The following is a 25759-nucleotide window of genomic DNA, read 5'->3' on the forward strand; positions in this document are numbered from 1 at the left end:
ACCGCAGTGCAGGGTGTGGGGGCGCGAGTACCCGGCCCGGGCGGCCAGTTCCCCGGGCTCGACCGTCTTGACCAGGCGGGGGCGGGCCGGATCGGGGAGGGTGTCGAAGACGTGCAGCCTGGAGGAGCGCAGTCCGGGGACGAGGAGATAGCGGCGAGCGGCGTGGTGGTGACCGGCATGCGCCAGCGCGCTGGAGCAGGCGTTCCAGCCGAAGTGGTGCAGTTCGTTGCCCACGCCGGGCACCTCGGCGCGGGCGATCACCCGGCCGTACGACGCGGAGCCGGGGTCGGTGCCGACGGTGAACAGCGCGTCCGGGCGCGCTCCGGCCGGGTCGAACCCGACGACGTAGGCGAGTCCCTCCCCGGGCGCGGCGACGGCGTCCGCCGGGGTGCGGTACAGGGTCGGATCCTGGTTGCCGTCGTGGTCGTGCGGGTGCTCGGTCGTCGTCATCGTGTGTTCCCCACTCGGCGAACACAGGGCCAAGGACCGGGTGAACCCCCGTCACGGACGGGCCGGCTCTCTCGTCCGCCGTCGACGTGCGGTGAAGGACGGATATGCCACTGCCTTCGATCGTTTCACAGTCCCCGGGGCCCTGCCACGGCGCCCGGCCGCGACAGCGCTGCCGGCCACCGAGAACCAGGGCCGATGGTCCGGCTGCCGGCGCACTCCTGGTGTCGACGCGGCTGCCGGCGCCCTCGTCGCGGCCGGCCTTGAGACAGCCCGTATTCCCCGCACTACGACGCCTGTCCCTGCACTACGACGCCTGTCCCCGCGCTGCGACACCGCTCCATTTCGGCCCAGGCACCCGTGCAACCCGGACCTGCGCTGCCACCGGCACCAGGAAATGGGTCTACACCACCGGCGGAGACGGGTTTCCTTCGCTCGCGGTCGTCGACGGTGCCCTCTACATCGACAGCGCTGACGGCAAGATCTACGCCTGGACGCCGCCACCGGCGCCCTGGTCCAGCCCGACGACCCCGAGGCCCCCGCCCACGTCACCGTCGACGGCATGGAACTCCTCGGGGCGCCCCGGCCTCCGTGCTCTACGACCTCGGGCACGAGCGGTTCGGGAACTACGTCGTCGTCTTCGACGCCGGCCGCGACCAGGTCCCGGTGTTCACCGCGTCCGGCCGCTGGTTCGGCGAGGCCACCAGCGCCGACCCGATCTTGGAGCCCCCGGCCTTCACGGTGGGCAGGCCGGGATGATGTGACTGCGTTGTGTGACATCGCGCCTAGGGGTCCTGGCGGACCTCGGGTTCCGCGTCTTGGACAACGACGTACTCGGACCCCATGATCGTCACCTGCTTCCACGCCATCCGGCCCACAAAGCTCCGCGCCGCCCCCGCCCCCCACCTCCTGCGCGCCCTGCTCGTCCTGACAGCACCGGAGGCATCAAGACGTGCGCCGGCGGGCCCGTGGCCTGCACCAGCGAGGTGCACCTGGAAGCTCCACAACGACTTCTCGAACCAGTGAATGGCGATCGGGACCGCTCGCCAGTCCAAGTGCGCGCCTCCGCTACGGTCGTCGACCGCAGCGGCAACCTGCGAGACCACGACACGCTGTGGCATCACTGCGCGCACCTGGGTCGCGTCCTGCTGCCACTGCTGGACAAGGAGCCATGGCGTCAAGATCGCCGCCGGGAGCGGCTGCACTCCTGGGACATCGACGTGTCGGTGGGGGGAACGGCTCATCGGGGTCTTCGCGACCTCAGCCGCCCACGCCGCCGCGGTGGACACTTCCTTGCCCGCATCGGAGTTCGAGACCCTGCCCCTCGGCGCCGTGGCCGACACGGTGACTGGAAAGCAGGACTTCGAACTACTCGCCGGGCTCCCCGACACCTTCCCCGACGAACACGACGAAATCGCGGTCAAGGTCCTCCGCCTGTACGCCTACAAGGGCGGCAAAACCAGTCTCCAGCTCCTTCGGCTGAGCACGGAAGTGCGCCATACTCTGACGTCCTCGACGCCCGCGCGCCGGTGCCCGCACCCGCCTGCGGAGACATCTTCCGCCAAGCGGACCAGGCCAACCTGCCGCGGTGAGCACGGAGACGACCCGATCCGGGTCGTCGACGCCGGTAACGCAACCTGACGGAAGATCTACTTCGCGGACTGCCGCCGACGACCAGCATGAGCTCCTGAGAGCCGGTCACGCCGGCCCCGGTTCCTGTGGTCACAAGTTGGCGGAGGCTCCGTCCACCGCACCGGTGCGCCGCACGATGTGCAGGGAAGTGACTGTGCCACTCCCGCCCGCTCCACCCAATGTGCATACAGAGGCTGAACTCTGCCCCGGTGATATGTCGTCGCTCACGGACCAACCCACCCGTCGTGGGGGTGGTCAAGGCGAAAGCGGACACCCACGGTCGGTGAGCGTCAGACCGCGGACAAGGGGTCCTTCCTCACGGTGGCCCCGGCTCGTGCGCACATCCGCGCGCGAGCCGGACGGCCACAGACCCGGCCAGCCGACCGGAGGAACGAGGACACCGTGCCCGCCCGCGACCGACCCGCCCCTTCCCGCCACCCCGCGCGGCCGCGCTCCTGGTGAGCCCCACCCACCACGCCCTCGCCGCCCGGCCCGGCCGCGCTCGTCCCGTCGGCTGCAGGGCGCCCAGCTGCATCCGGCGAGCTGGGTACGGCGTGCCGACCGTGCTGCCGGGGGGCCTCGTTCACCGGTGAGGTGCTGTTCACCCGTTGGCCGTTGGCCGTCGGCCGTTCTGACTAGACTGGCGCAACGACGCGGTAGGCGGCGGCGTCCTCATCGCAACTCCTCGGTGTGCTACGGCAGTTGTGTTGGCACCCGTCGATGACCGTGCCGTCTCAAGGGTGTGTCGTGGTTGGGGCCGGCGCGGAACGGGGGTAGTGATGGCGCACGTCGTGGTCGTCCACGGAGTGGGACAGGAGTATCTGGGACGCTTGAGCCTCCAAGGACCCGTCGCGGCCGCCGTCGCGGACGGCGTGGAGGCGGCCGAGCGGGCCGGGGTCCTCCCTCCGGGCTCGGTGCCCGACGTCCAGGACGTCGACGTCGCCTTCTACGGCGATGTCTTCCGCACCCCGGGAGCGAAGGGCGGCCGGACCGGCCCACGCTCCGCCGCCGAGGTGACGGACCCCTACGAGGTGGACCTCCTCCTGGCGTGGGCCGCCGCGGCGGGCGGTCCGCAGGAACAGTACGGGACCAAGGCGCCCACGCCGCGGACGCTGCAGCGGGCCATGAACGCCCTGCTGCGCTCGCCCTTCCTTCCGGGGCCCGTGGCAGAGCGGTTCCTGCTCGGCGTGCTCCGTCAGGTGCGCCGCTACTTCGGCGAGGACGTGGTGCGCGAGCGGGCCGTGGAGGCGGTCGCGGCCCGCGTCGGGCCGGACACGACCGTACTCGTCGGCCACTCCTTGGGGTCCGTCGTCGCGTACGAGGCCCTGTGCGCCCATCCCGAGTGGCCCGTCCGGACCCTGGTGACGCTCGGATCCCCGCTCGGCATGCCCTCGCTGGTCTTCGACCGGCTGCGCCCCGCGCCCCGTCACGGGCGGGGCCACTGGCCCGGCGGCCTGGCCCACTGGACGAACCTCGCCGACAAGCACGACGTGGTGGCCTCGGTCAAGCAGCTCGCCGATCTCTTCCCCCCGTTCGGCGCACCGGCCGGGGGCACTGCGGACGGTGCGGAAGCGCCTCCAGAGGCACAGGCGCGCGTCCTGCGCGACGTACAGGTGGACAACGGATGGAGAGTCCACGACCTGTTGCGGCATCTGACCGCCCGGGAAACGGGTGCGGCGATCGGTGAGGGTCTGCGAGCGGGATGACGGACGACGTGGAGCCATCACGACGCTATGTGCTGGCCTTCGGCGCCGCGCGGTACGCGCACGAGGAACTGCCCGATCTGCCGGGCGTTGCCGATGACCTGCCGAGGGTGCTCGGCTCGCTCGCCGCCGTGGGGTACGCGCCGGTGCCTGTCTTCCCCGAGGGCAGCCTGGACCCAGCCCGCCCCGAGGATGTCCTGGGGCCCCTGTTGCGGTGGATCCCGGAAGGCTTCGACGACGGCGACACCCTGCTCCTCTACTACAGCGGACACGGGCAGGCGGACGGCGATGAACACTTCCTGATGTGTTCGAGGTCCGATCCCGGGGCGGCTGAGGTCAGGCTCAGCGCCATGAGCACCCGCCACCTCGTGGAACTCCCCGCGCTCAAAGGCGTCCGGCGAATCCTGCTCGTGATAGACGCCTGCTACGCGGGCCGGGGCGCGGTCGACGCGGTGACTTGGGCCGTCCGGGCCAAGCACGCGGTCGCCCACGCACCGGGCGCCGACCACCGTTTCCTGAAGTCCTTCGGCGTGCTCAGCGCCGCGCGGATCACCGAGGAAGCGAAGGACGGCGAGTTCAGCGCGGCGCTCTCGCACGTGCTCGCCGACGAGACCTGGATCGGCAACCGCGCCAGTCACATCTCCCTGCCGGACCTCGTAGGCGCGCTCAACGCGGAGTTCCGGCGGCGCGGCGCGGACCACCACGCGGACTGGGCTCAGCTGTGCGACGACACCGTACGGGGGGACCTTGCCACCGGGTTCTTCCCCAACCCCTTTCACGTCCCCGAGCTTCTCCAGGTCGCCCGCGACCTCGACGTCGCCGAACAGCGGCATTTCGTACGATGGCTCGGCGCGGCGTCCGGCTACGGCGACGCCGAACAACGGCGCCGCCATCAGGAGTTGGTGGAGCACTTCTCGCCCCGAGGGACCGGCCGCCAGACCGTTCGGGAGACCGGCCACTACTTCACCGGACGGGTCAACGTCCTGAGACGCCTGGCCGGATGGATGCGGGGCGAGAACGACCGCGACACCCGCGTCTTTGTGGTGACCGGACCTCCGGGCGTGGGCAAGTCAGCCGTGCTGGGTCGCCTCGTCACGCTCGCCGACGACGATGCGCGTGACGCCATTCCCGCCGGAGCCGTCGCACCCGGGACACTGCCGCCGAGCGGCTCCGTCACCGTGGCCGTGCACGCCCGCGCCCTGACGTTGCCGCAAATCGTCTCCGCCCTGGCCGCGGCGTTCGACTGCCCCGAGCCGACCGAGATGGCGCTGCGGGAACGCTTGGGCGCGCTCGACGGCACCACCACCGTCATCGTCGACGCGCTCGACGAGTCAGGCGTGGTCCACGACGAGGAGCGCCGCATAGCCCGCTTCCTGGCCGACCTGGCGGGTACGGCGCCCCGGTTGCGGCTCCTCATCGGGACCCGCCCCCACCTCGCGGACGCGGTGGCGAACAAGGCGCCCTACGCCCGGGTCATCGACCTCGCGGCTCCGGAATGGAACGAGCCCGAGGACCTCGTGCGGTACTGCGAGCTCATCCTTCGCACGCCGCTCGGACCCCACAGCGACAGCGGCCTGCCCCCCGCCCTGGTCTCCTCGGCCGCCAACGATATCGCCCGGGCCGCCCACGCGATCTACCTCGTGGCCCGGCTGATGGCCCGCTCCGTCGCCGGTTCCGGGATTGCACCGGCGCGCTCAGCGCTGGAGCTGCCGGAGTACGATCCGGCATCCGGGTCCTCGGCACTCGTGGGCCGCGCCTTCCGCTGGGCACTGGCACAGCAGTTGACCCCCGATCGGGCGGCGGAGGTCAGAGCGCTCCTCCTGCCCCTCGCCTACGGGGAGGGGCACGGCATGCCCCTCCACCAGATCTGGGCGCCACTTGCGGCCGACCACCCGCATCAGATCGCCCCCACCGCCGAGCGGTTGACGCGCCTACTCCGCGACGAGGCGGTCGGACCGTATCTGGTCGAGACCCTCGACGAGGACGGCCGCTCGGTCTACCGGCTTTACCACCAGGCACTGGCCGATGAGTTGCGGCGGAACGACGCGCCGCCCGACGTCGAGACGCGGTGGTACGTACGGCTTCGAGACACGGTGTCCCGGGCGGCCGACGGCACACCGCAGTGGCACGAGGCCGACCCCTACGTCCTGCGCCACCTGCCGGCGAAGGCCGCGGCGGCGGGCCGCCTCGACGAACTCATCACCGACGGCGGATTCCTCGTCCACGCCCGGCCCACCGGACTCGTTCCATGGCTGCGAGGTCTTACGACCGAGCGAGGACGGCTGGCCGCCGCCGTGTACCGCGCCCATCTGGACGTCCACCACGAGATGTCACCGCAGGACCGACGGCACGTTTTGGCCTGCGACGCCGCCCGCCATCAGCACACCGCGCTGCTCGCCGACCTGAACTCCGCCACGGAGAATAGCCGTTGGCGACCCGAGTGGGCTGTCGCGGGCAGCGTGTCGACCACACTGTCGGTGCATCGCCTCGCCGACGGCCGCGGGCCGGCCGACTCGGCGACGTGCGTCGGCCTCGCCGGGCGGGACACCATCGTCATCGTCGGCCGCGGGTCCCTGCAGGGCTGGGACATGGCGACAGGCCGCTCGACCGAACTCCCCGACACCTTGGCTGACACGAACGCCACCGCCGTGACCGCGGCCGCACTGTCCGACCACGACCTGCTGGTTGTCGGCACGGATACCGGCGCCCTCCACATCCACGACCTCGCCTCGGGGCGGATCCGCAGCACCGCCCCGCTGGACGAGGACGCAGCACCGACGGCCGCGCTGGTCACCCTGGAACTCGCGGGCAGGAAAGCCGTGCTGAGCGCATCCGCGAACGCTGAGCTGCGCGCCTGGGACCTCGCCGACGCCACGGCGCTGCCCTGGAGGATCCGGCTGCCGGACGGCAACCCCAGCAGTCTCGCGACGGTCACCGTGGACGCCGACCCAACGGCGAGGAACGAAGTCCTGCGGCGGGGCCGGGACATCGTGATCGCCGGCGGTCCACATGGCGTCCTGTACGTCTGGGACCCGCTGCGCGGAAAGCTCACGGCGACCCCGGCGGAACCGGGACGACCCGCCATCGGCTCGATCGGCTGCGCCGTCGTCCACACCATCCCCCTCGCGGTGGCCGGCGAGGGGGCCACCGTGCGCGTCTGGTCCCTGCGCAGGCCACGCGCACCGCGCGAGGTGGACAGCGTGACTCTGCCGTCCCCGGCCGTCGCAGTGTCCTGCACCGCTCTGGGCGGTCGCCCCACGGCGGTCCTGGCCTGCGAGGACGGCACCGTGCGGCTGTTCGACCTGGAGAGCCGGGAGCTGACCGCCTCCTCGTCGGCATGGCGGCCGCCGGTCACCGTCACGGCCCCGAGCCCCTCCGAGCCGACGTCGTACTCCACTCTGCACGTGCACGTCTCCGCCGGCCAGGCCGTCACCGCCGTACTCGGAGCGGCCGACGGATCGGTCCACGTCTGCGACCTGGCGGCGGCGCGCTGGGCACCGGGCGACGGCCACACCAGGGCCGTCGTCGGCGCGGCCGTCGCCGGTGACGGGTACCGGCCGCGGTACGTGGTGACCGCGGGCGGTGACACGACGGTGCGCACCTGGCGCATGGACACGGGGGTGCCGGCCCTGCCTCCCGTCACCGAGACGGTGTCGGCGTTCACCGGCGTCGTCGCGGCCGTGGTCGACGGTCGGCTGCTCGCCGTGACCCGCTCCGCCAACCGCCCGGTCGAAGTGTGGGACCTCCTGACCGGTACCGCGATGGAACGGCTGCGGCCGCGCTGGACCGTGGCCGCGGCGATCGGCTACGAAAGGGGCCGCCCGGTCGCTGTCACCGCCGACCACACCCACCGCACCGAGGTGTGGGACATGGTCAGCGGTATCACGCTGCACCGACTGGAGAAATGCGGCAGCCGGGTGACCGCACTCGCGTGCGCACCCGCGGGCGGCGCCCCGGCCATCGCCGCAGCCTTGGCGAACGGCTCGGTGGTGCTCTGGAGGCATGACGGCGTCGGCTTCACGAGACACCGGCTGCAGAGCACATGGCAGGCGGTGCAGGTCGTATGCGTCCGCGTACAGGGGCGCCCCGTCGCCGTGATCGCCTGCGACGACGGAACGATCCGGGCGTGGGACGGCGCCGACGCCGTCGTCCTGGCTACACGGGACCGCGGCGCGAGTGGTCACGACCGGCCGTCCACGCCTGACCGGAGTGGCGGGGAAGCGAATGCGAACGACACGCGGGTCGCCGTCGGGTCTCCCTCCACGCCTCGTGCGGCCTCCATGGGAACGTCGCACGAGGCGGCGACCGCCCGTACCCGGCTCAGCCAGGTCGTGTCGCTGGCGGGACGCGTCGTCAACGGGCGCCTGCTGCTGGCGACGGGCGACGCCTCCGGGTGTGTGACGGTCTGGGAAACGCCCGGCAGCACTTGGCCGCCACCGTTCCGCGACGCTGCCTCCGACACGTTCACCGTGCCCGACGACGCCGCTGTCACCACCCTGGAGTTCACACCCGACGGACACCTCGTCCTCTGCGCCGACATGGACGTCTACCTCTTCGGCAGACCGCGCTGAACGAAAACGTTCGGCTACGACGGGAGTGTGATCGTCAATGACAGGGGTGTGACCCAAGAACTCGCTCACCCCGCCGATCCGGCCGTTCCCGCCAAGCCCCTCTACGACACCGCACTGTTCGCCACCGTGCTGCATCACGAGCCCGACCCGTCGGCACTGATCGAGAAGGTCCTGGCAACCGCGCGACCCACCCGCCTGGCGGTCGTCGAGAACTGCCTGAGCGCCACCGTGTCCAACGAGTTCCACGACTTCATGGACTCCTTCTTCAACCTGGCCTCAACGACTTCGACGTGGACTGCCCGGGCGAGCACCGCACGGTCGAGGGATGGCTGGAGTTCCTCGGGCAGTACGGTGACACCCGTCTGGTGCACCAGCTCCCAGACGTGACGGGCATCCCGTTCCCGTACGAGATCTTCCTCGTTGAGGTTGGGACCAGGAGCCTGGGATGAGCACCTACTGGTTCACCGAGAGGCTCACCGGGGCCCGCACCGGCGCCGTCGAGGCCCGCGCGGCGAGGCCGTCGCTCTTCTCGACCGGCTGATTGCCGATCTCCTGTTCCTCATGCCTTTCCATACGCCGACCTGTGCACCTGGCTCGGCGGCAGACCAGTGGTCGTCGCAAGCGTCGCCACATACCTGTCCGGCTTGATCTCCGGCGGCATCGTCTACGGTGAGCGGGAGGCGGTCGACGCCGTACGGACCTTCGCACGGCGCACCGGACAGCTCCTGCAGGGCGCGGCTCTCGCCTACCTCAGCCCGGCTGACATCCGGCTGGCTGGGACCCGGATCCTCACCCATGTGGCCGCCGCAGCCGAATTTGCCGCCCATGTCGACCGGACCGCACGGGAGGTCATGGAGCCCGACGCCGGCCTGCTGGAGCGGGTCGGCCTGCCGTCGCGGCTGCGCACCGGAAATCTGCTGTTCCTGCGCCCCTCGGACGATAGCGCCGACTGCGCCGCCATCGTGGACCGATGGGTCGCCACCACCTCGCAACTGGACCAACCGGTCCGTTTCCAGGCCGGCTTCGGCTCGCCGTGGACGACGACGCGGTCCTATGGAGTGGACCGGCTCAACCAGCCTGACGGCCCCCGCTACATCCGGATCAGTGTAGGCGCTGTCGATCCCACCCGTGCCAAGCAGCACGCCCTGGCACTCAGCACAGTGTCAAGCTGGGAAAATAACCGTCCATGACCGATTGGTACCTCCAACGTGGATATGGAGTCCGTTTCGAATGGGGCCCCACCGGTGCTCAACGGCTTGCACCGGACGTCGCCTGCCTGGTGGTGGTCGACGTCCTGTCATTCACGACATCGGTGACGGTGGCCGTGGAATCGGGCACCCGGGTCTTCCCCTACGCCTGGCGCGACGACACCGCGCTCACCTTTGCCCGCGACCATGCCGCGGAACTGGCGGTGGGGCGACGGAAGACGACACCGGCCTCCCCCTGGTCGCTGTCACCGGCGGCACTCCGCAGGGCTCCCTCCACCCCGCGGCTGGTCCTGCCGTCGCCCAACGGATCCGCCATCGCCGCCGCGGCCGGTGCCGCCACCGTGGTCGCCGGCTGCCTGCGCAACGCGACGGCCGTGGCGCGATGGCTTGCCTCCCAGGGCTACGGAGTCCCCGAACGACCGGTCGGCGTGATCGCCGCAGGCGAGCGCTGGCCTGACGGAAGCCTGCGCCCTGCACTGGAAGACGCGTATGGAGCCGGTGCCATCATCGCCGAACTGTCCGAACGGTGCTCCGGCTTTCTGTCACCAGAGGCCGCCGCCGCACGCAGCTCCTTCTACGGCACCGACGATGTTGCGGAGGCGGTGGCGGACAGCTCCTCCGGCCGGGAACTCGCCCAGGACGGATTCGCCGATGACGTCGCGATCGCGACCGAGCTGGACACCACCTCGGTCGTCCCCATTCTGACCGACGGAGCCTTCCGAAGCCGGTGACCAGCCTGCGGCTGACCTGTCCCCTGCAGCGGACCGAGCCCCGCAAGGCTTCCGGTGCCGCTTCGCGCCCGCCACGTCGGTCATGGCGGACGGTTCGCATCGTGGTGACTCGGCCTCGCCGCGAGCGACCGGCCGGGTTCGCGTCATCCGAGCAGGACCCGGGCTGGAGTCAGGGGTCCAGCGCCTAGTCGTTGCGGGACATGACGTTGGTGGCATGGGTCAATGCCGGTGAAACCGGGGTGTCTCGGCGGGCGTCGGTCGGGTAGCGTGCGGGTCATGTCGAGTCCTGAGTCAGACAGGGTGGGGGCTTTCGGTCACGCCGTCAGCCCCTGAACCACTGAGCTCGCAGCCTGTCGTCGCGCCGCGTTCTGCGGTCGGACGACGTGCGCCTTGGGGGCTGGCCGCGGTGACGAGATGACTTTCTCGTGCCTCTCCTCACCTCGGAGCCCACTCGATGCCTCTCCCGTTGTACCTACTCGCCCTCGCGGTCTGTGCCATGGGCACATCAGAGTTCATGCTCGCCGGCCTCCTGCCGGACATCGCCGCAGGCCTCGACGTCACCGTCGGGACAGCGGGCACGCTCACCTCGGCATACGCGACCGGCATGACCGTCGGTGCCCCTCTCATGGCCGCACTCGCCCGGAAACGGCCCGGACGATCGAGCCTGCTCGGGTGCGTCCTCGTATTCCTGGCAGCACACGCCTTGGGCGCCGCCACCGCGAGTTTCCCGGTCCTGTTCGCGACCCGGGTGGTCGCAGCGCTCGCGAACGCCGGGTTCCTCGCCGTCGCCCTGACGACCGCCGCCACGCTGGTCCCTGCCGACCAGAAGGGGCGCGCGCTCGCCGTGCTGCTGTCGGGCACCACGGTGGCCATGGTTGCCGGCGTCCCTGGGGGATCGGTGCTCGGTACCCTGCTCGGCTGGCGGGCCACGTTCTGGGGCGTCGCCGCGCTGTGCCTGCCCGCAGCCATCGGCATCCTCACCGGCATCCCGGCGCGCCGTGGGCAGAAGGACGCGGCCGAGAGGCCGACCCTGCGAGCGGAGCTCGCACAGCTCGGGAGTCGGCGGTTGCTCGTGGTCGTGTTGGTCGGCGCGCTGGTGAACGCGGCCACCTTCGCCGGCATCACGTTCCTCGCCCCGGTCGTGACCGGCAACGCCGGGCTGGGCGAGCTGTGGATCTCCGTCGTCCTGGTACTCTTCGGTGCCGGTTCCTTCGTCGGCGTCACCGTCGCCGGACGGCTGTCCGACCAGCGCCCCGGACTGATCCTCGCCGTCGGCGGTCCACTGCTGCTCATCGGCTGGCCCGCCTTGGCGGTGCTGGCCGACCGGCCGGCCGCACTGCTCGTCCTCGTATTCGTCCAGGGTGCGCTGTCGTTCGCGCTGGGCAGCACCCTGATCACGCGGATCTTCTACGAGGCGGCCGAGGCCCCCACCATGGCCGGCTCCTACGCGACCGCCGCACTCAACATCGGCGCCGCCGTCGGACCGCTCATTGCCGCAACCACCCTGACCACTGCGGTCGGGGACCTCGGGCCGCTGTGGGTGAGCGGGCTTCTCGTCGCGGTCGCGCTGCTCATCGCGTTGTCCCTGCGCCCAGTGGTCGCGGCGGGCCGGAGTACGGAGGTGCTCCGGTGACGCATGCGAACGCCCCTTTGACCATCGCGGGACGCAGGAGGCTCGTCGAGCGCTGCCGCACTCGTGCGATGGCGCACGTCGCCGCCGAGGCCGGCGTCACCCGCGCCTGCCTGTCCCAGTGGAAGAACCGATACCACGCCTACGGCGAAACGGAGCTGAGCGACCGCCGGCGTCCCGTACTCCTCACCGACCCAGACCCCGCCCGAGATCGTCGAACGGATCGAGCGACTGCGGCGGAACCACAAGTGGTCCGCCCGCCGGATCGCGCTCGAACTCGCGGACCAGGGCGTGCGGATCAGCGAACCCACCGTGGGCCGGTGGCCGGCACGCCTGGGTATCAATCACCGCCGGTTCCTCGACCCCGATGGGTCAGCCAACCGGCGCCCGCCGAAACGGATCGTGGCCCGCAACCCGGGCCACATGGTCCACCTGGACGTCAAGAAAGTCGGACGCATCCCCGCGGGAGGCGGCTGGCGTGTCCACGGCTGCGACTCCGCACAGGCCAGGGCCGCCCAGCGTGCGAAGACCGGCGGCGCCAGGGGCGGATACGTCTACCTGCACTCCGCCGTCGACGGGTTCTCCCGCCTGGCCTGCACCGATTCCCTCCCCGACGAGAAGCAGCCACCACCGTCGCCTTCCTCAGCCGCGCCCGCGCGTTCTTCGCCGCCCACGGCATCCACCGGATCGTCCGCGTGGTCACCGACAACGGCGCCAACTACCGCGCCACGTGGCTTCGCGCGCTCGCTGACCTCCCGGGCCTTCCGCCACCAGCGGACCGAGCCCTACACGCCTCGGCACAACGGCAAGGTTGAGCGGCACCAGCGCATCCTCGCCGAAGAATTGCTCTACGCCCGTCAGTGGGCCCCGGAGGAGGAACCCCCGGATGGTTCGCGGCCCAGCCGCTCAAGGTCACGGGGCCCGCGCGATCGCGGTCCGGAACGTCCATTACAACTACCACCGGCCCCACACCACAGCCGGCAACCTCCTCCAGCCTCACGCCTGCGCAGGAGCGTCACCAACGTCATGGCCAGCGACACCTAGCGCCCGAGCCTGCCCGCCTCGCCTGCGCGACGTGGCTGCTGCGCTGCCGCACTGCCGTGCCAGGGCGTCGGCCCTGGCACGTGCGTCCTCAGCGCGGCTCTCCGCCGTCCTGTGCGGCGAAGCGGGAGACTAGGCGGGCAGCTGGGGAAGCGGAAACCAGTGTGGTGGGTGCGGCACAACGCCGACCTTGGAGCATTCGTCCTTCGTGGCTGCCGGGTGGAGGCCCACTCGCTCGACAGCGAGTCCGTGGTGCGCCGTTCTGCGCACCCGCCGGGCCGGCGCTCGCGTTGCCCCCTGGTCCAGGTCTGCTACCGGATGAAGTCCCTGACCTGCCGGTAGACGGACGCGTTGGCGGGGAGAGCGGTGTGCCGCAGACATGCCGTCTTCGTGTTGTGTGCTCCGGTGAGGGGCACGGTGTCGTCGGGGGTGACGACGTTGTCGCACGGAGAGCGCCAGGTGGCGTATCGGGTGGTTCCCGGTGTCTCGTCCTTGGCGTTGAGCTGGTTGAGGAACGCTGATCCGGGTCGCATCTCGGTGCAGGAGGCGCCGCCGCACCAGTAGGCGGCGGGTGTGCCGTGGTTGGGACCTGCCAAGGACACCCAAGCGTCTACCTTGGCGTGCTCTGCAAGGTTCTTGAGGTAGTAGCGGGAGGAGAGGCCACCCATGGAGTGGGTGACGAGGTCCACCTTGGAGGCGCCGGTGGCAGCGAGTACGCGGTCGATCTCCCGGGCCAGCTGGGAGGCGGTCGTCGCGTTGGACTGGTTGGTGGGGTAGGTCCACTGATCGAGGCGACCGGCCGGCCAACCGTCGGCGCGGAACCGGTCGGCCATGGTGTTCCAGGTCGAGCCGTTGCTGTTCCAGCCGTGTACGAAGATGACTGGATCGGGCACGGCCGCCGCGTGGGCCGATACCGCCGGCGCAGCCGCGGTCGGGGGCAGCAGTGCGAGGGAAGCAATGGCGATCACGCGGGACGTATATCGGATGCTCGATTTCACAGGCAGCGTTGTAACGCCGACGAGCTAGGCCGACCCGCGGCGCACGCCGTCGATCACCCGACCGGCCCGTCTGCTTCACCCCAGGAACGTTTCCCCATGTCGAGTGATCGCGGGCGGTCCGGCGTGCACGGCGCAGCAGGCGGGCGGATATGAGGTGGAGAAGCAGCTGCTCGCCGCGCACCCGCTGAGTGATGCTCCCGGGGTCGAGGAACCAGCGGGCCGATCCGCGGGACAGGACTCGGCGGTGAGGCGTGCGAAAACCAGTGGAGCAGCACCGCTGTGCGCCACTACCGTGCTGCCGAACCAAGTCGTCTGGCAAAGGACGGGCCGTTGTACACCCTGTGAGACCTCCCGAGAGCTGAATCGTCGCGCGTCGCGCATGTGCGCCGCGCTCCTTTTTGCTGCGGATTTCTCACTGAAACCGGTGTACTTCTGTGCTCACAAACTGGGTGGTCGTGCCCACCTGCCTGCCGCTCGTCCTCCGACGCTGCCACGCGTGCGCGTCCGAGCGCTTCCGGACAAGCGGTAAGTTTCGGGTCAACGCACACCACAAGCTCATCGACGCCTGGCTCCTCGCGCTCTGTACCGCTTGCGGGGAAACTGCGAAACTCACGGTCCTGGAGCGGATGAACGTGCGCTCCGTGCGACCTGAGCTGCTGGACCGGATGCATGACAACGACCCCGGCCTGGCAGCTGAGTTGCTCCAGAATCCGGTCGTACGGCGCCGTAATCGCGTCGCCCTCGACTGGGAGGACGCCTGGCGCCTCGACACCGGCGGACCGGATCACCCGGACCGCGAGGTGATCGACGTCTCGGTCCGCTTCGCGGCGCGGGTTCCTGTCCGGCCGGTGCGACTGATCGCTGAAGGTTGCCGTCTTTCGCGGGCCGAGGTCGAAAGACTGCTCACGGAGGGGAAAGTCGTTTCGGCGGTCCGGCTGGGCGGCAAGCTCTCCGCCGACTTCACCTTCACGCTCAAGCGCTGAGCCCTCCGCGGACGGGCGGCCTGTCCGGCGAGGTCCGCCGGACAGGCCGCGTTCAGCGTGCCGTTGTGCAGGGGTCGCCGGCCGGCCGTGACCGGTCACACGGTCGGGGCGGCCGCCTGCGCCGTTCTGGTTTCGTTGCCGTGCGGTGCCGTGCACGAAGGCGGACTCCCGATGCCGTGGTCCCGCCGCGCCCCCTGGCCGTCCGCGCCCGGCCTCCGGCCGCCCGTCGGCGGCTCGGTCGTCTCGCCCACCGTGCCGCGCCGGCCCCTGGCCGTCCGGAGGCTTGCCGCCGAGCTGTGCGGCGTCCTGGCGGCTCGGCCGTGCCCGGCCGTTCCGGCCGTGCGGCGCCTGACCGCCGTCCGTCCCGCGTGCTGCTCCCCGCCTGTCCGCCGTTGCGGAGGCCGGACTGCCGGCGGTCGCCCCTCCTGCGGCCGCGCCCCGCATGCTGCGCCCGCCGCCGCGCCGTCGCCGTATTCTCCGTGCCTCCGCGCCGCTCCAGGGCTGCCTGGCGGGCCCGCGCTCGTCCCGCCGTGTTCGTGCGTTCCCGCCCGTGCCGGTGTGCCGTGTTCCCCGTCCGCTCGTGGACGGGCCGCCGCGCTGTGCCGGCCTGCGGCGCCTCGTCCCGCCGGCCTTGGCCTGTGTCCGCTGTCCCGTTGCCGCCTGTCCGGCCGCCCGAGCCGCTGCCGCGCCCGAGTCGCCGCTGCGCCCGCGCCGCGCCGCCGTCCCGCTCCCTCCCGGCCGCGCGCCAGGCCGTCTCGCCGGGCCGGGCCCGGGCGGGCCCCGACCCCGCCCCCGCTACGCCCGGCTGCCGGAGCCGGAGACTCCCCGTTGCCCGGGCCGGCCCGGCCCGGCCGCGCCGCCGTCGTATCCTCCGCGCGCCGCCGCTCCCCGGCCGCGCGCCGCTCCCCGGCCGCCTGGCGGGCCCGCGCTCGTCCCGCCGTGCTCGTGCGTTCCCGCCCGCGCCGGGGCGCCGTGTTCCCCGCCCGCAGTGCACGGGCCCCCGCACTGCGCCGGCTGCTGAGTCGGGCCCGCGTCCGCTGTCCCGTTCCCGTCTGTCCGGCCGCCCGAGCCGCCGCGCCCGCGCCACGCCGACTCCCGCTCCCTCCCGGCAGTCCCGATGCCGACCCCGCCATGACCCCGGCCGCGTCCGACCGGGCGATAGCCACCGCCAGGAGCAAGGCGAGCGGCCGCACTGGTGGTCCCGCCGCGGCCGACCACCACGCAGGCCCGACCCGGCGGTACGCGAGCCGTTGCGCAGGGTGTGCTCCGGGCTGGGTATCGCGCGCAGCGGCGTGGCCGCGCGCGGTAGGACAGGCATGTGTGTGACGTCGAGGCGTCATACGCGCTGGTACGGCGCGGTTTTGTGACGGCTACGTCACGCTGACGCCCCGACGTGGGGGGCTGCGCGGCGGCGCCACGCTCTGGAGCGGCAGCGGCCGGAGCAGTACACCGCGTCGCGGCGGCAGTCGCCACCGGCGAACGTGATCCGGCCGCACTCCGGGCAGGTCAACAGCCTGATCATGCGCCTGTCGCCGGTCCACTCCGCTTCGGCCAGCAGCATCCCCAAGGCCATGATCCGGTCGGAGACCCGCCGGGCCCGGTACGCCTGGGCCCGGCACACGTCGTCGCGGTACCGGCGCCTGGCAGACGCGCTCAGCGCCCACTTGTCGTTGGCGGTGAGCTTCACGGGCGGGGCCTCGGGCGCGGCCGGCGGTTCTGCCGGGAGGCCAGTTCGTCAGCCGTGGCTGCCTCCGGCCGGGACCGGGCGCGCATCGCGGGTGACACCGTGCTCGGTCCCAACTCCCCGTTCCGTCTCCGGTACATCGAGCCTTACGCCGAGGCCGCCCGCGCGTGGCTGCACGCCGAGGCCGAGGTCATCGACACCACGCACCTCACCCCTGCGCAGGCCGCCCAGCAGATCGCGGAGACCGTCAAGAATTGAGATCTCCCGGCGCCGCACCTCGCAGGTGACAACAAGACTGCCTATGTGGCAACTACGGTGCTTCGGCTCAGCCGCCCGCCGCCCCGTCGGTGTCCGGTCGGGTCACCAGCGCATCCCGAGCTGGTCCGGCTCGGCGCGTCGCTCGGGGGTGAGCTTGTCGGCCCGGCGCCGGGCGTTGTCCAGCCACGGGCCGAGCTTGATGTCGACCTCCACGCCGTCGACGTCCACGCGCTCGATGTGCTTCCGCCCCGGCCGCAGATGCCCCTCACGGTCGTGGAACTGCCGCGCGGCGCGCAGGTTGAGCGCCCACTTGCCATCTGCGGTGAGCTTCCCCGGCCGCGCCCCGGGCGCGGCCGGCTCCAAGCCGAGCGTGCTGCCCAGGAGCCACTGCTGCGCGGGGGTCAGCTTGTCCCACCGCTGCCGCTGCGCCGCCGTCCACGCCCCGAGATCCTCGCCCTGCACGACAAGTTCACCCGCCGTCTCGGGCAGCGCATTCCCGGCCCGGACGTGGGTGCGTGCGAGGGTGAAGCAGCGCTGCCACGCCACGGTCCACCCCAGCGGGCATCATCCCGGGTCGATGACCTCCAAAGCCTCCAGACGGCTCTCAGGCAGCTCCCCAGCGCCCACCGGCACGGGTTTCCCCTGCGGCGCGCCGTTCGGCCTTCTCCCAGGTCCTGCGGGCCTCGGCGCGCCTGTTCTTGGCCCATACCCCGATCGGATGACCGCTGTCCCCGACCGCGTTGACCGGGGGCAGGAAGTGCCGCGCATCCGCTTGTCCCAGGTGCGGTCCGCGTGACCGCCGGCGAGTTCGGCGAGGATGGCTGGTCTTGGTGTCGACGGTCACGTAATGCCCCAGGTCGAACGTCACGTAATTCCCCAGCTCCTCGGTTGAACGGCACCCGAGCCGAAGCCGGTGCCGTGGGCAGGGAATCGCCCTGGCAGACTTCGCCGCATGGGATTGTTCAAGCGAGGCGGAAAGCCGGAAGGCGCCCCGCAGGGCCCCGACCCGGAAGGGCTGAGCACGCTGCTCCTGCAGGGCGAAGACATGATCGACCAGCTGGCCCGCGCGCACATGTCCTGGGGACTTGGCTCGGCGGACCGGTGGGGACTCGACCAGCGAACCGGAGTCATCACCTGGACATTCCCCGACAAGACCGCCACCGCCCCAGCACAGATCCTCAGCAGCTGGAGCCCCTCGTCGTCCTCATGGCGGTGGGCATGGGCCAACGAGAGCATCCTGCCCGAGATGAGCCGCGACGCCCGCACCGTTCGTGACTGGGGCGAGGCCCATGGTCACGCTGCTCTCGTAGAGCCGGAGGTCGAGGCCGACGAGCAGACGGCAGGTACTCTCGCGGCCTTGGCCGTCCGGATCACTAAGGCGACAGGGTTCTATCGTGGGCCCGGCGCGAGGTCGATCGCGATCATCACGTTCGGACCCGTCACCTTGACCGCCCAGGACGGCAGCACGTCAACCTTCAAGATCAATATCGAATAGCAGCTGTTGCCGGGGACGATGGCCCGGTGCCTGGCCTCGCGCGGCCAGGCATCTCGGCAGCGCCCGGGCTCGGCGGATCAGATCGGTTTGTCCGGCTTCTCGGTGGGGCCCTTCGGTCGCTTGTTGGGCCGGTAGCTGGGGCCGTTCATGATCACCTGGTGACTGGCGTTGATCAGCCGGTCCAGCAGTGACTCGGCGACGACCGGGTTAACGAGCTCGTGCACGGTAGGTGGTGAGGCGTCGGGCTGCTGATCGTCGATCATGGGCGTGTGGTGGGGAACGCGTCTCGTGCAGTGATCGTCAGCGACCGGAGAATCACGGGTCTCTCGGCCGATCTGATCGCTGAAATGGTGGCTGAGTTGGGCCCGTTGTGGCATGAACGGCACCAGGCCAAGCTTGCGTCCAGGCCGCGGGAGCGGGCGGTGGGCGCCGGAGCGAAGCACCGGCTGGTCTTCGTCGACCGGCTCCTGGCCACCCTCGTGTACCTGCGGCACGGGGCCACGCACGGCGTGCTGGCCTGCTGGTTCGACGGGGACCGCTCCACTGTCACCCGCGCCGTCGGCGAGATACGACCGTTGCTCGCCGAGCGAGGCTGCACGGTCAGCCCTGGCCTTCGGCTGCGGACTCTGGCCGAGGTCGTCGACCATCTCGGCGCCAGCGGGATGACCGGCATCGTCGACGGCACCGAGATCCGGGTCCGCCGACCGGCCGCCGGTCGCAAGGACCGGGACAAGTTCATCTCTGGCAAGAGCAAGCAGAACGCCGTCAAGACCATGGTCGTCACGGGCGGCGACGGCCGGGTGCTGTTGTGCAGCCCGACCAGGCCCGGAAGCTGCGCGGACATCACCCACGCCCGCCAGTTAGGGCTGGTCAAGCTCCTGGCCGACGGTCCCGCCGTGGAGATCCTCGCCGATGCCGGCTACCAGGGCCTGGGTGCGCAGACCGGCGGACGTGTGGTCACACCTCCGCACCGCAAGTTCAAGAAGAACGCTCCGGACTGGTACGAGGAAATGCACGAGCGGCAGCGCAAAGCGCACTCCTCACGACGCATCCGCGTCGAGCACGGCATCGCGCACCTGAAGAACTGGCGGGCCCTAACCCGCCATCTCGGCCGCCGCGAGCACATGAGCGACATCGTCCAAGCCGTCGCGGGCCTGCTGTCCCACCAGCAGACCGCGGACCTGACGTCGGCCCAGTGAGTCCTCGATCAGCGGCGGCTGGTGCGCCCACTCGGCACGGAAGGCGTCACGGAGGCGGTCGGCTTCTGCCTCGACGCCGCGTTTGCGGCCGGCGCGCTTGAGGACGGCCTGGAGCTGTGTGCGGGTAAGCCGTGCGGCCCGGGTGGGAGTTGACGCAGCCTTGAGGAGTTCACGAGCCTCGGGACGGCACAGGCCGTTAGTCCAGGTGGCGAAGGCGTCCAGGGCAGCCGGGTAGTACTCCCGCAGCAGCGAGCGGAGCTGGTTGGCGAGCTGCTGCCGGTTCCAGAGCGAGTCCTGCTGGGCGCGGGCCCGGCCTGCACGTACGGACCTGCTCCGCAAGCGCCGGGACGCGGTTGCTGGGCTGGCCGGGGGTCCGTGGGCGCGGTGGATGAGACGGGAAGCGAGGACGTTGCCCTGGCCGGCCGCGGCCATCGCGGTGTCGTCCAGGACGATGTGCATGGCGTCGGTCACCGTGCGGCCGCCCGGGCCAGACGGCGGTCGAGCTCGCTGTCGAGGTCCTGTTCCTCGGCCGCGGTGGGCGCATAGCCGTTCCACTTCTCCAGCGCGGCCCGGGCCTGCTCGGCCCGTGCGGCCCGCTCGGCCGGGGTGAGCAGGGTTTCGGCGAGGCGGGCCAGGTAGGCGCGCAGCGACAGCCCCTCAGCGGCGGCTATGGCGGCCAGACGCTCCTTGGCCTCTTCGGGGATACGGACGTTGGCGGGCACAGCCCGGCGATGCGTCGCTTCAAGCCGGTAGTTCCAAGGACCCGATGCCGAGCCCGGGGAAGCTCAGCAGGATCGCCGACCCCGATGCGCTCCTGGACGACCCTCAGTGGGTGCAGTGGCGCGGTGGCCCCGCTCACGAGTTCGGCCCTACCTGATGCGGCGGACAGACGCTGCCCCCTACCGCCTGACTCGCGGCCGGCCGCCGGATCAGGGTGCCTCTCGCGCGTCAGGGACAGCGCGACCCCCGCCAAGCTCACAGCGGACCGGCGGGGCCGAAGCGGCGGGGCCGCCGGGATCCGGGCGGACGACGGTCGTGACGGGTACGGGTACGTACCCGTGGGTGCGGGAGGCTGGAGCTTCGCCGTGCACGCGGCCAGTCCCAAAGGCCGGGACCTGGCGGGCACGCCCGCGGCGGCGCTCACGTTCTACTGGCCGCAGCAGGCTCGCCAGGTGGTGCCCCACAGTCGTCGGGTGCCGCCGGCCCCGCGATGTCCGTACACGCGGCGCGAGCCGCAGCGCGGGGTGTGTGCGGCGGAGCGATGACCGGACGCCCGCTATGCGAAGGCAGTGTGAACATACGCGGGACTTTTCATGGTGCTGTGGACTGGGTGCTCACAAGACTTGTTACACCGTCAGCTGTCCAATTATGTTCGGTCACCGTGCTCGCATCCCCGCTGATCAGCGTCATAGTCGCCGCGCACGACCTCCAGGGACAACTTGGGGTCTGCCTGAAATCGATCCTGGACCAGTCCTTCCGGGACGTGGAGGTCGTCGCGGTCCTGGACCAGTCTGCCCACTGCCCCGCAGACTTGGTGGACGACTATGCCCGGCGCGATGGGCGGCTCTCGGTCGTACGGCTGACGGGTGTCGCCGGCATCGGCCGGATACGCAACGCGGGGGCCCAGCGCGCCGCCGGTGACTACCTGCTGTTTCTGGACAGCGATCACATCGTCCGGGGCGAAACGCTGCAGGCGATGGCCGACCGGCTGCGAGCGGCGGGCGAGCCGGATGTTCTTCTCTTCGGGCACACCCGCCTCCACCGCAGCCGCTCGTGGCCCGGTGCCGCGGCCGGCCTGCTGGCCCAGCAGGGAAGTGAACCCTTCGCCCCGCTCGACCGGCCCGAGTTCTTCGGTGCTCCCGCCTACTCCTGGGACCGTCTCGTCCGCCGCGAGCTGTGGACCGGGCAGCAACTCGCCTTCCCCGACGGTCTCCACGAGGAGGTCACAGTCGTCCACCGGGCCATGCTCGCCGCCGACCGGATCGCCGTCCTGAAATGGAACTGCGTGCAGATCCGCCGCCGGCACACCCAGCACCCCGCAGGCTCACCCGACGGCACCCACTTCGACGTCTTCGGCCGGTACGAAGAGAGCTTCGGCCTGCTCGGCGAGCGCGGCGCCCTGGACGTGGTGGCTCCCGCTCTCTTCACCCGCATGATTCGCCACTATCTCTTCCTGCTCAACCTCGAGGGATGTCTCTCCCGCTCCGAGCGCCCGCGGTTCTTCGAACGCGCCAGCGAGCACTACCGGCGCTACCTCCCCGACGGCTACGACCACCCCGAAGGCCGAGAGGGTGTCAAGTTCCAACTCATGGCGAGCGGCAGATACAGCGCCTTGGAGGCCGCCAGTCTCCCGCAGCGGGCACGGAGTCTGGTCTCCCGGGGCGCCGCCCTCCGCGGACGGTGACCAGGCCGGAGGAAGCGGCGGGCTGCGGACCTGCCGGGCCGTGACGTGACCGCCGCCCGGTTCCGGCACCGGCGCGTGGGGTACGTCACCCAATGACAACAGCCCTCGGGTGCGACCGGCGCCCGTCCGGCATACACCTGAACTGTGCTGTCTCCTCCCCTCCGGCCGATGCTCGCCGAGGCACGCCCCGGACTCCCGCCCGAGCGGGCGCTGCCAGGCGGGTTGGCCTTCGAGCAGAAGCCGGACGGCTACCGCGTGGTGCTCTTCGCGGGCCCTGGTCGCGCGCACCTGCAGTCGAGGAACGGCGCCGACCTCAGCAGTGTTCTCTTTCGACTGTGTTCTGTTGCCTGCGGTGGGACGTTCTTCAAGAATGTGCAGGTCACTGGGCAGCCAAACGAGGAATGGTGCGCAACAGGGGCAGAGGCCTCTGTGGAACACGGCTGGCGGTATGGGGTCACAAGGCGTCAAGGAAGCTTCTGACAACAGCAGCGAAGCCGACCGGGTCGGTTTCGTGGACGGTGTGGCCAGTCGGCCGCTCGATGAGCTGTGTGTGAGGGCGTCGTGCCGCCATGTCTTTAGCGTGCTGGATGCTGAGAACCGAGCTGCGGCTGCCGCGGATAAGCAGGGCAGGGCAATTGCTGGCGAGCCAGTCGCTCCAGTGGCTGCCGTTGAGTTGCTGCTGTGAGGTGATCATGTCCTGCGGACTGAAGGCGAGGCCCCACCCGTCGGGGTATTCGCGGATAGCGTCGGTGAGGTAGTTCGCTGACGCCCCGAGACCCTCCAGAAGCCCAGCTCGGGTCGGGGCTCGATGCGGCCAAGACAGGCTGAATGACAGGTCATCATCGACCTCGGCGCCGATGTCTTCGATGATCAGAGCGCGAACCAAGTGCGGGTGGCGAGCGGCGAGTTGGTAGGCGTTGATGCCTCCCAGTGAGTGCCCGAGCACGACGGTGTCGATGAGCCCCAAGTGGTTGAGAAGGTTGGCTGCGTCCTTCACGTAGCCGCCGCGGGAAAAGTCCGCAGGACGGTCGGAACGGCCGTGCCCTCTCTGGTCAGGTGCGATGATCCGCCAGTGGTCCTGAAGGTCATTGGCCAGGCAAGTGAACGTCCTGCCTTCACCGAAGTGCCCGTGCAAGGCGAGCAGAGGGCGTCCCGGGCCGCCGAAGTCGAGAAAGGACAGGCGATGCCCGTCCACGGTCAGGGCCGCGCGTTTCGGCTGGGGCTGGGTCATTGGCGTCATGCGTGTCAGCTTGCCAGCGGGGGATGCGCCCTCTGACGCGGCCCACTGGTGGGGCTCATTTATGGCGATTGCTTCGGCCTGGGGAGTGGGATGACGGATGCGTACGTGGCGGAACCAGCCAGCGTCGCGTTCTCCGGCGAGGACTTCAGCCGGATCCCGGACGCCTTCGGCACCCCGTACACCTACTGGGCCCGGGGCTGTGTGAATCCGCACGCCTACCAGGCCGCCCGGCAACGCGGCACCGTGGCCCAGGACATCCCGGTCAACCACAGCCCCCGCTTCGCACCGGTCCTGCAGCCCACCCTGGACACCGGCGTCCAGGCCCTGGTCACAGCCGCACTCACCCACCTCGGGAAACCGACTCGCACGAGCTGGACCTTCCTCCCGACCCCGACCAGAACGCCCCAGCCAGGTCTGCCGTACCTCAGCACATCCAGGAGCCCGCACCACGGTGACCAACTGAATCGAAGGCGCGCGGCCGTCCACAGATAACGGCACCGCTGCCCTGACGACAGGCTGGGGGAGCGATGCCGTTGCTGATCACGTGGTGCGTCTTCAGGCGGTGGCGGGTTGCAGGGCCGCCACCGCTCAACTCGCTGCAACTACACGTCGGTGAGGCACACCGAATGTTTGCCGGCGCCGCGTGCTCATCGAGGGCCTGTCCCACGCCGACGGCCTCGATCTTGCCGAGGACACTGGCGACGAAGTCACCCCACTCCTCTTCGGTGAGGACCTGGGCGACGAACGGGATGACCGCGTGGGCGACGCCTTTTGCTGCGGAGCAGGCGACCGTCGTCACCACGGTGGAGTTGAACACCATCATGTGAGGATTGCCCTTCCAGCTCGGCGCTGACGGACGCTGTGCGGGTCCGGCGGTGGCTCAGCTGCGTAGTCCCCGCAGCATCACGTCCAGGTAGCGGCGGCCGGACTCCAGACGCGTCTGCCGGTCGCCGGCATGGACGTTGGCGGCGAAGGCGATCCCGCACATGAGCGGCAGCAGGTCGTCCCAGGTGACCACGCCGCGTACGGCGCCCGCCGCGCGCGTGCGGTCGAGCAGCCGGCCGGCGAGCGAGTCCAGCCGGGCGGTCAGTTCCTCGGTGCGGGGCAGGACGCGTTCCGGCGCCGCCCGCACGATGGTGAGCGAGGGGTCGGTCAGCTGCGCCTCCAAGGTGACGTCGAGGAAGCCGGCCAGGGCGCTCCAGGTGTCCTCCTCGGTCAGTGCCCGTTCCGCGTGGGCGACCAGCGCCTCCAGCCCCGGGGCCGCCACGGTCTCCATCAGGGCCTCCGGTGTCGGGAAGTGCCGGTAGACGGTGGCCACTCCCACGCCGGCCAGGCGGGCGACGTCGTTGAGCTGCAGCGGGGTGCCGTCGTCGACGAGCTGCCGGGCGACGTCGACGATGCGCTGCCGGTTGCGGGCAGCGTCCTTGCGCATCGGTGCACTGGTCATGCGCACAGCATAAACGGATAGGTCATCCGATTGTGTTACGGTGAACTGGATAGTTCATCCGCTTGAGGTGGCCGTCATGCGCCACGAGAGGACTCACCGTGCCGTTCACCATCACTGACGTGCCGGGCTTGCCCGCCGGCTTCACCGACACGTTCACCAGCCACACGGTCAAGACCGGCGAGCTGACCCTGCATGCCGTGGTCGGCGGGGACGGGCCGCCGCTCCTGCTCCTGCCCGGCTGGCCCCAGTTCTGGTACAGCTGGCGTCTGGTCATGCCCGCCCTGGCCGAGCACTTCACCGTCATCGCACCCGACCTGCGCGGCATGGGCGCCAGCGACAAGCCCGCCACCGGCTACGACGCCGCCACGCTCGCCGACGACATGGCCGCCCTGATGACCGCGCTGGGCCACGACCGCTTCGCCGTCGTCGGCTACGACCTGGGCATGCTGGTCGGCTACGCCCTGGCCGCGAGCCACCGCGACCGCGTCACCCGCCTCGTCGTCAGCGAGGCCGTCATCCCCGGGATCTCGCCGTCCCCGCCGCTGTTGTCGGACCCGGCCACCAACGAGATGCTGTGGCACTTTGCCTTCAACCGCCTCGCGGACATCAACGAGCGCATGGTCGCCGGCCGCGAGGAGGTCTACTTCGGTCACACTTTCACCTCCAAGACCGCCACCCCCGGCGCCATCCCGCAGCATGCCATCGACGTCTACGTCGACTCGCTGCGCGACCCGGCCGCTCTGCGCGCCAGCTTCGAGTACTACCGGACCATCGACGCATCCGCCGAGTACGTCCTGCGCTGGCGCGACGAGGGGCTGCTGGCCATCCCGGTTTTGGCCATAGGCGGCCAGTACAGCACCGGCACCATGCCGGAGGAGACCATGTGCCTGGTCGCCACGGACGTCACCGGACTGGTCATCCCCGGAGCCGGCCACTTCCTGCCCGAAGAGGCGCCGGAGGAACTCGGCAAGGCAGTCCTGGGATTCCTGCGCTGACCCGGGGATCGCGCCACGTACGACAGGCGGCCACCGAGGGCCGGCCATGCGCCGAGTTTAGGCATTTCCGCGCCTGGCAGTGGTAGTCATCAC

The 25759-nt window shown here is 70.8% G+C and carries 24 protein-coding genes and 3 pseudogenes; 17 read left to right on the forward strand and 10 right to left on the reverse strand.

Going from position 1 to position 25759, the window contains the following annotated elements; translation table 11 throughout:
* The coding region (locus tag C3492_RS36195) for a selenium-binding family protein (RefSeq protein ID WP_219822114.1) at nt 1-450 on the reverse strand (450 nt) is incomplete at its 3' end.
* 104 nt (nt 451-554) lie between these two features.
* Between C3492_RS36195 and C3492_RS47030 the strand changes: the two are divergent.
* From C3492_RS47030 to C3492_RS36240, 10 genes and pseudogenes are all read left to right on the forward strand, one after another.
* Nucleotides 555-929 (forward strand): annotated as a pseudogene (locus C3492_RS47030) (PQQ-binding-like beta-propeller repeat protein); the annotation flags it as partial.
* Between the two features lie 109 nt (nt 930-1038).
* A complete protein-coding gene (locus tag C3492_RS46290; RefSeq protein ID WP_258056093.1) occupies nt 1039-1206 on the forward strand; it encodes a hypothetical protein in 168 nt (55 codons plus the stop codon).
* 534 nt (nt 1207-1740) lie between these two features.
* Nucleotides 1741-2088 carry a hypothetical protein gene (locus C3492_RS36205; RefSeq protein ID WP_146075757.1) on the forward strand — a complete coding sequence of 116 codons (348 nt, stop codon included), beginning with the start codon at nt 1741-1743 and terminating at the stop codon, nt 2086-2088.
* An 821-nt stretch (nt 2089-2909) separates the two neighbouring features.
* Nucleotides 2910-3785, forward strand: coding sequence for a GPI inositol-deacylase (locus C3492_RS36210; protein WP_258056094.1), 876 nt, complete (start codon nt 2910-2912; stop codon nt 3783-3785).
* On the forward strand, nt 3782-8353 hold the full coding sequence (locus tag C3492_RS36215; RefSeq protein ID WP_146075758.1) for a hypothetical protein: 4572 nt from the start codon (nt 3782-3784) through the stop codon (nt 8351-8353). The genes C3492_RS36210 and C3492_RS36215 overlap by 4 nt, the downstream gene beginning before the upstream one ends.
* 27 nt (nt 8354-8380) lie before the next feature.
* The gene (locus tag C3492_RS36220) at nt 8381-8740 is read left to right on the forward strand and encodes a hypothetical protein (protein WP_146075759.1); all 360 of its coding nucleotides are present in this window, start codon (nt 8381-8383) and stop codon (nt 8738-8740) included.
* Between the two features lie 257 nt (nt 8741-8997).
* A complete protein-coding gene (locus tag C3492_RS36225; protein ID WP_146075760.1) occupies nt 8998-9543 on the forward strand; it encodes a hypothetical protein in 546 nt (181 codons plus the stop codon).
* Entirely contained in the window at nt 9540-10292 is a 753-nt protein-coding gene (locus tag C3492_RS36230) for a 2-phosphosulfolactate phosphatase (RefSeq protein WP_103816884.1), read from the forward strand. The genes C3492_RS36225 and C3492_RS36230 overlap by 4 nt, the downstream gene beginning before the upstream one ends.
* Nucleotides 10293-10746: 454 nt before the next feature.
* A complete protein-coding gene (locus C3492_RS36235) occupies nt 10747-11925 on the forward strand; it encodes a Cmx/CmrA family chloramphenicol efflux MFS transporter (RefSeq protein WP_103816885.1) in 1179 nt (392 codons plus the stop codon).
* Nucleotides 11922-12966: pseudogene (locus C3492_RS36240) on the forward strand (IS481 family transposase). Before C3492_RS36235 ends, C3492_RS36240 begins: the two are co-directional and overlap by 4 nt.
* A gap of 308 nt (nt 12967-13274) precedes the next feature.
* Here the strand turns inward: C3492_RS36240 and C3492_RS36245 are convergent.
* Nucleotides 13275-13931: a triacylglycerol lipase gene (locus tag C3492_RS36245; protein WP_258056095.1), complete on the reverse strand. Its 657-nt coding sequence runs from the start codon at nt 13929-13931 to the stop codon at nt 13275-13277.
* A gap of 464 nt (nt 13932-14395) precedes the next feature.
* Here C3492_RS36245 and C3492_RS36250 point away from each other — a divergent pair, with 464 nt between their 5' ends.
* Complete coding sequence (locus tag C3492_RS36250) at nt 14396-14944, forward strand: DUF1062 domain-containing protein (protein WP_103816887.1); 549 nt, start codon at nt 14396-14398, stop codon at nt 14942-14944.
* Between the two features lie 1375 nt (nt 14945-16319).
* On the opposite strand, the gene C3492_RS36255 is transcribed toward C3492_RS36250, so the two are convergent.
* The gene (locus tag C3492_RS36255) at nt 16320-16631 is read right to left on the reverse strand and encodes a hypothetical protein (protein WP_103816888.1); all 312 of its coding nucleotides are present in this window, start codon (nt 16629-16631) and stop codon (nt 16320-16322) included.
* A 75-nt stretch (nt 16632-16706) separates the two neighbouring features.
* Between C3492_RS36255 and C3492_RS36260 the strand changes: the two are divergent.
* Nucleotides 16707-16886 (forward strand): annotated as a pseudogene (locus C3492_RS36260) (ATP-binding protein); the annotation flags it as partial.
* A 102-nt stretch (nt 16887-16988) separates the two neighbouring features.
* On the opposite strand, the gene C3492_RS36265 reads toward C3492_RS36260, so the two are convergent.
* Both C3492_RS36265 and C3492_RS44310 read right to left on the reverse strand, forming a co-directional pair.
* A complete protein-coding gene (locus C3492_RS36265; protein WP_258056096.1) occupies nt 16989-17432 on the reverse strand; it encodes a helicase associated domain-containing protein in 444 nt (147 codons plus the stop codon).
* A 58-nt stretch (nt 17433-17490) separates the two neighbouring features.
* On the reverse strand, nt 17491-17754 hold the full coding sequence (locus C3492_RS44310; protein WP_146075761.1) for a hypothetical protein: 264 nt from the start codon (nt 17752-17754) through the stop codon (nt 17491-17493).
* An 84-nt stretch (nt 17755-17838) separates the two neighbouring features.
* Here C3492_RS44310 and C3492_RS36270 point away from each other — a divergent pair, with 84 nt between their 5' ends.
* Nucleotides 17839-18381: a DUF6882 domain-containing protein gene (locus C3492_RS36270; RefSeq protein WP_258056097.1), complete on the forward strand. Its 543-nt coding sequence runs from the start codon at nt 17839-17841 to the stop codon at nt 18379-18381.
* A gap of 77 nt (nt 18382-18458) precedes the next feature.
* On the opposite strand, the gene C3492_RS36275 is transcribed toward C3492_RS36270, so the two are convergent.
* Nucleotides 18459-18644, reverse strand: a complete 186-nt coding sequence (locus C3492_RS36275) for a hypothetical protein (RefSeq protein ID WP_308461175.1) — start codon at nt 18642-18644, stop codon at nt 18459-18461.
* A gap of 159 nt (nt 18645-18803) precedes the next feature.
* On the opposite strand from C3492_RS36275, the gene C3492_RS36280 reads away from it, so the two are divergent.
* Nucleotides 18804-19580 carry a transposase gene (locus C3492_RS36280; RefSeq protein ID WP_258056098.1) on the forward strand — a complete coding sequence of 259 codons (777 nt, stop codon included), beginning with the start codon at nt 18804-18806 and terminating at the stop codon, nt 19578-19580.
* Here the strand turns inward: C3492_RS36280 and C3492_RS46295 are convergent.
* Entirely contained in the window at nt 19476-20051 is a 576-nt protein-coding gene (locus C3492_RS46295) for a hypothetical protein (protein WP_258056099.1), read from the reverse strand. The genes C3492_RS36280 and C3492_RS46295 overlap by 105 nt on opposite strands.
* Nucleotides 20048-20302: a hypothetical protein gene (locus C3492_RS36290; protein WP_103816890.1), complete on the reverse strand. Its 255-nt coding sequence runs from the start codon at nt 20300-20302 to the stop codon at nt 20048-20050. Before C3492_RS36290 ends, C3492_RS46295 begins: the two co-directional genes overlap by 4 nt.
* A 659-nt stretch (nt 20303-20961) precedes the next feature.
* On the opposite strand from C3492_RS36290, the gene C3492_RS36300 reads away from it, so the two are divergent.
* Nucleotides 20962-21984, forward strand: coding sequence for a glycosyltransferase family 2 protein (locus C3492_RS36300; RefSeq protein WP_181140728.1), 1023 nt, complete (start codon nt 20962-20964; stop codon nt 21982-21984).
* Between the two features lie 454 nt (nt 21985-22438).
* Here C3492_RS36300 and C3492_RS36305 read toward each other — a convergent pair whose 3' ends face one another.
* Complete coding sequence (locus tag C3492_RS36305) at nt 22439-23224, reverse strand: alpha/beta fold hydrolase (RefSeq protein WP_103816892.1); 786 nt, start codon at nt 23222-23224, stop codon at nt 22439-22441.
* Between the two features lie 105 nt (nt 23225-23329).
* On the opposite strand from C3492_RS36305, the gene C3492_RS47035 reads away from it, so the two are divergent.
* The gene (locus C3492_RS47035; protein WP_219822115.1) at nt 23330-23716 is read left to right on the forward strand and encodes a hypothetical protein; all 387 of its coding nucleotides are present in this window, start codon (nt 23330-23332) and stop codon (nt 23714-23716) included.
* Between the two features lie 388 nt (nt 23717-24104).
* On the opposite strand, the gene C3492_RS36315 is transcribed toward C3492_RS47035, so the two are convergent.
* Nucleotides 24105-24671 (reverse strand): TetR/AcrR family transcriptional regulator, encoded by a 567-nt coding sequence (locus tag C3492_RS36315; protein ID WP_103816893.1) that lies wholly within the window; start codon nt 24669-24671, stop codon nt 24105-24107.
* A gap of 119 nt (nt 24672-24790) precedes the next feature.
* Between C3492_RS36315 and C3492_RS36320 the strand changes: the two genes are divergently transcribed.
* Complete coding sequence (locus tag C3492_RS36320) at nt 24791-25666, forward strand: alpha/beta fold hydrolase (protein WP_374938414.1); 876 nt, start codon at nt 24791-24793, stop codon at nt 25664-25666.
* Nucleotides 25667-25759 lie beyond the last annotated feature (93 nt).

Origin of the sequence: Streptomyces sp. Ru62 (assembly GCF_002920615.1) — a bacterium.
Lineage (GTDB): Bacteria > Actinomycetota > Actinomycetes > Streptomycetales > Streptomycetaceae > Streptomyces.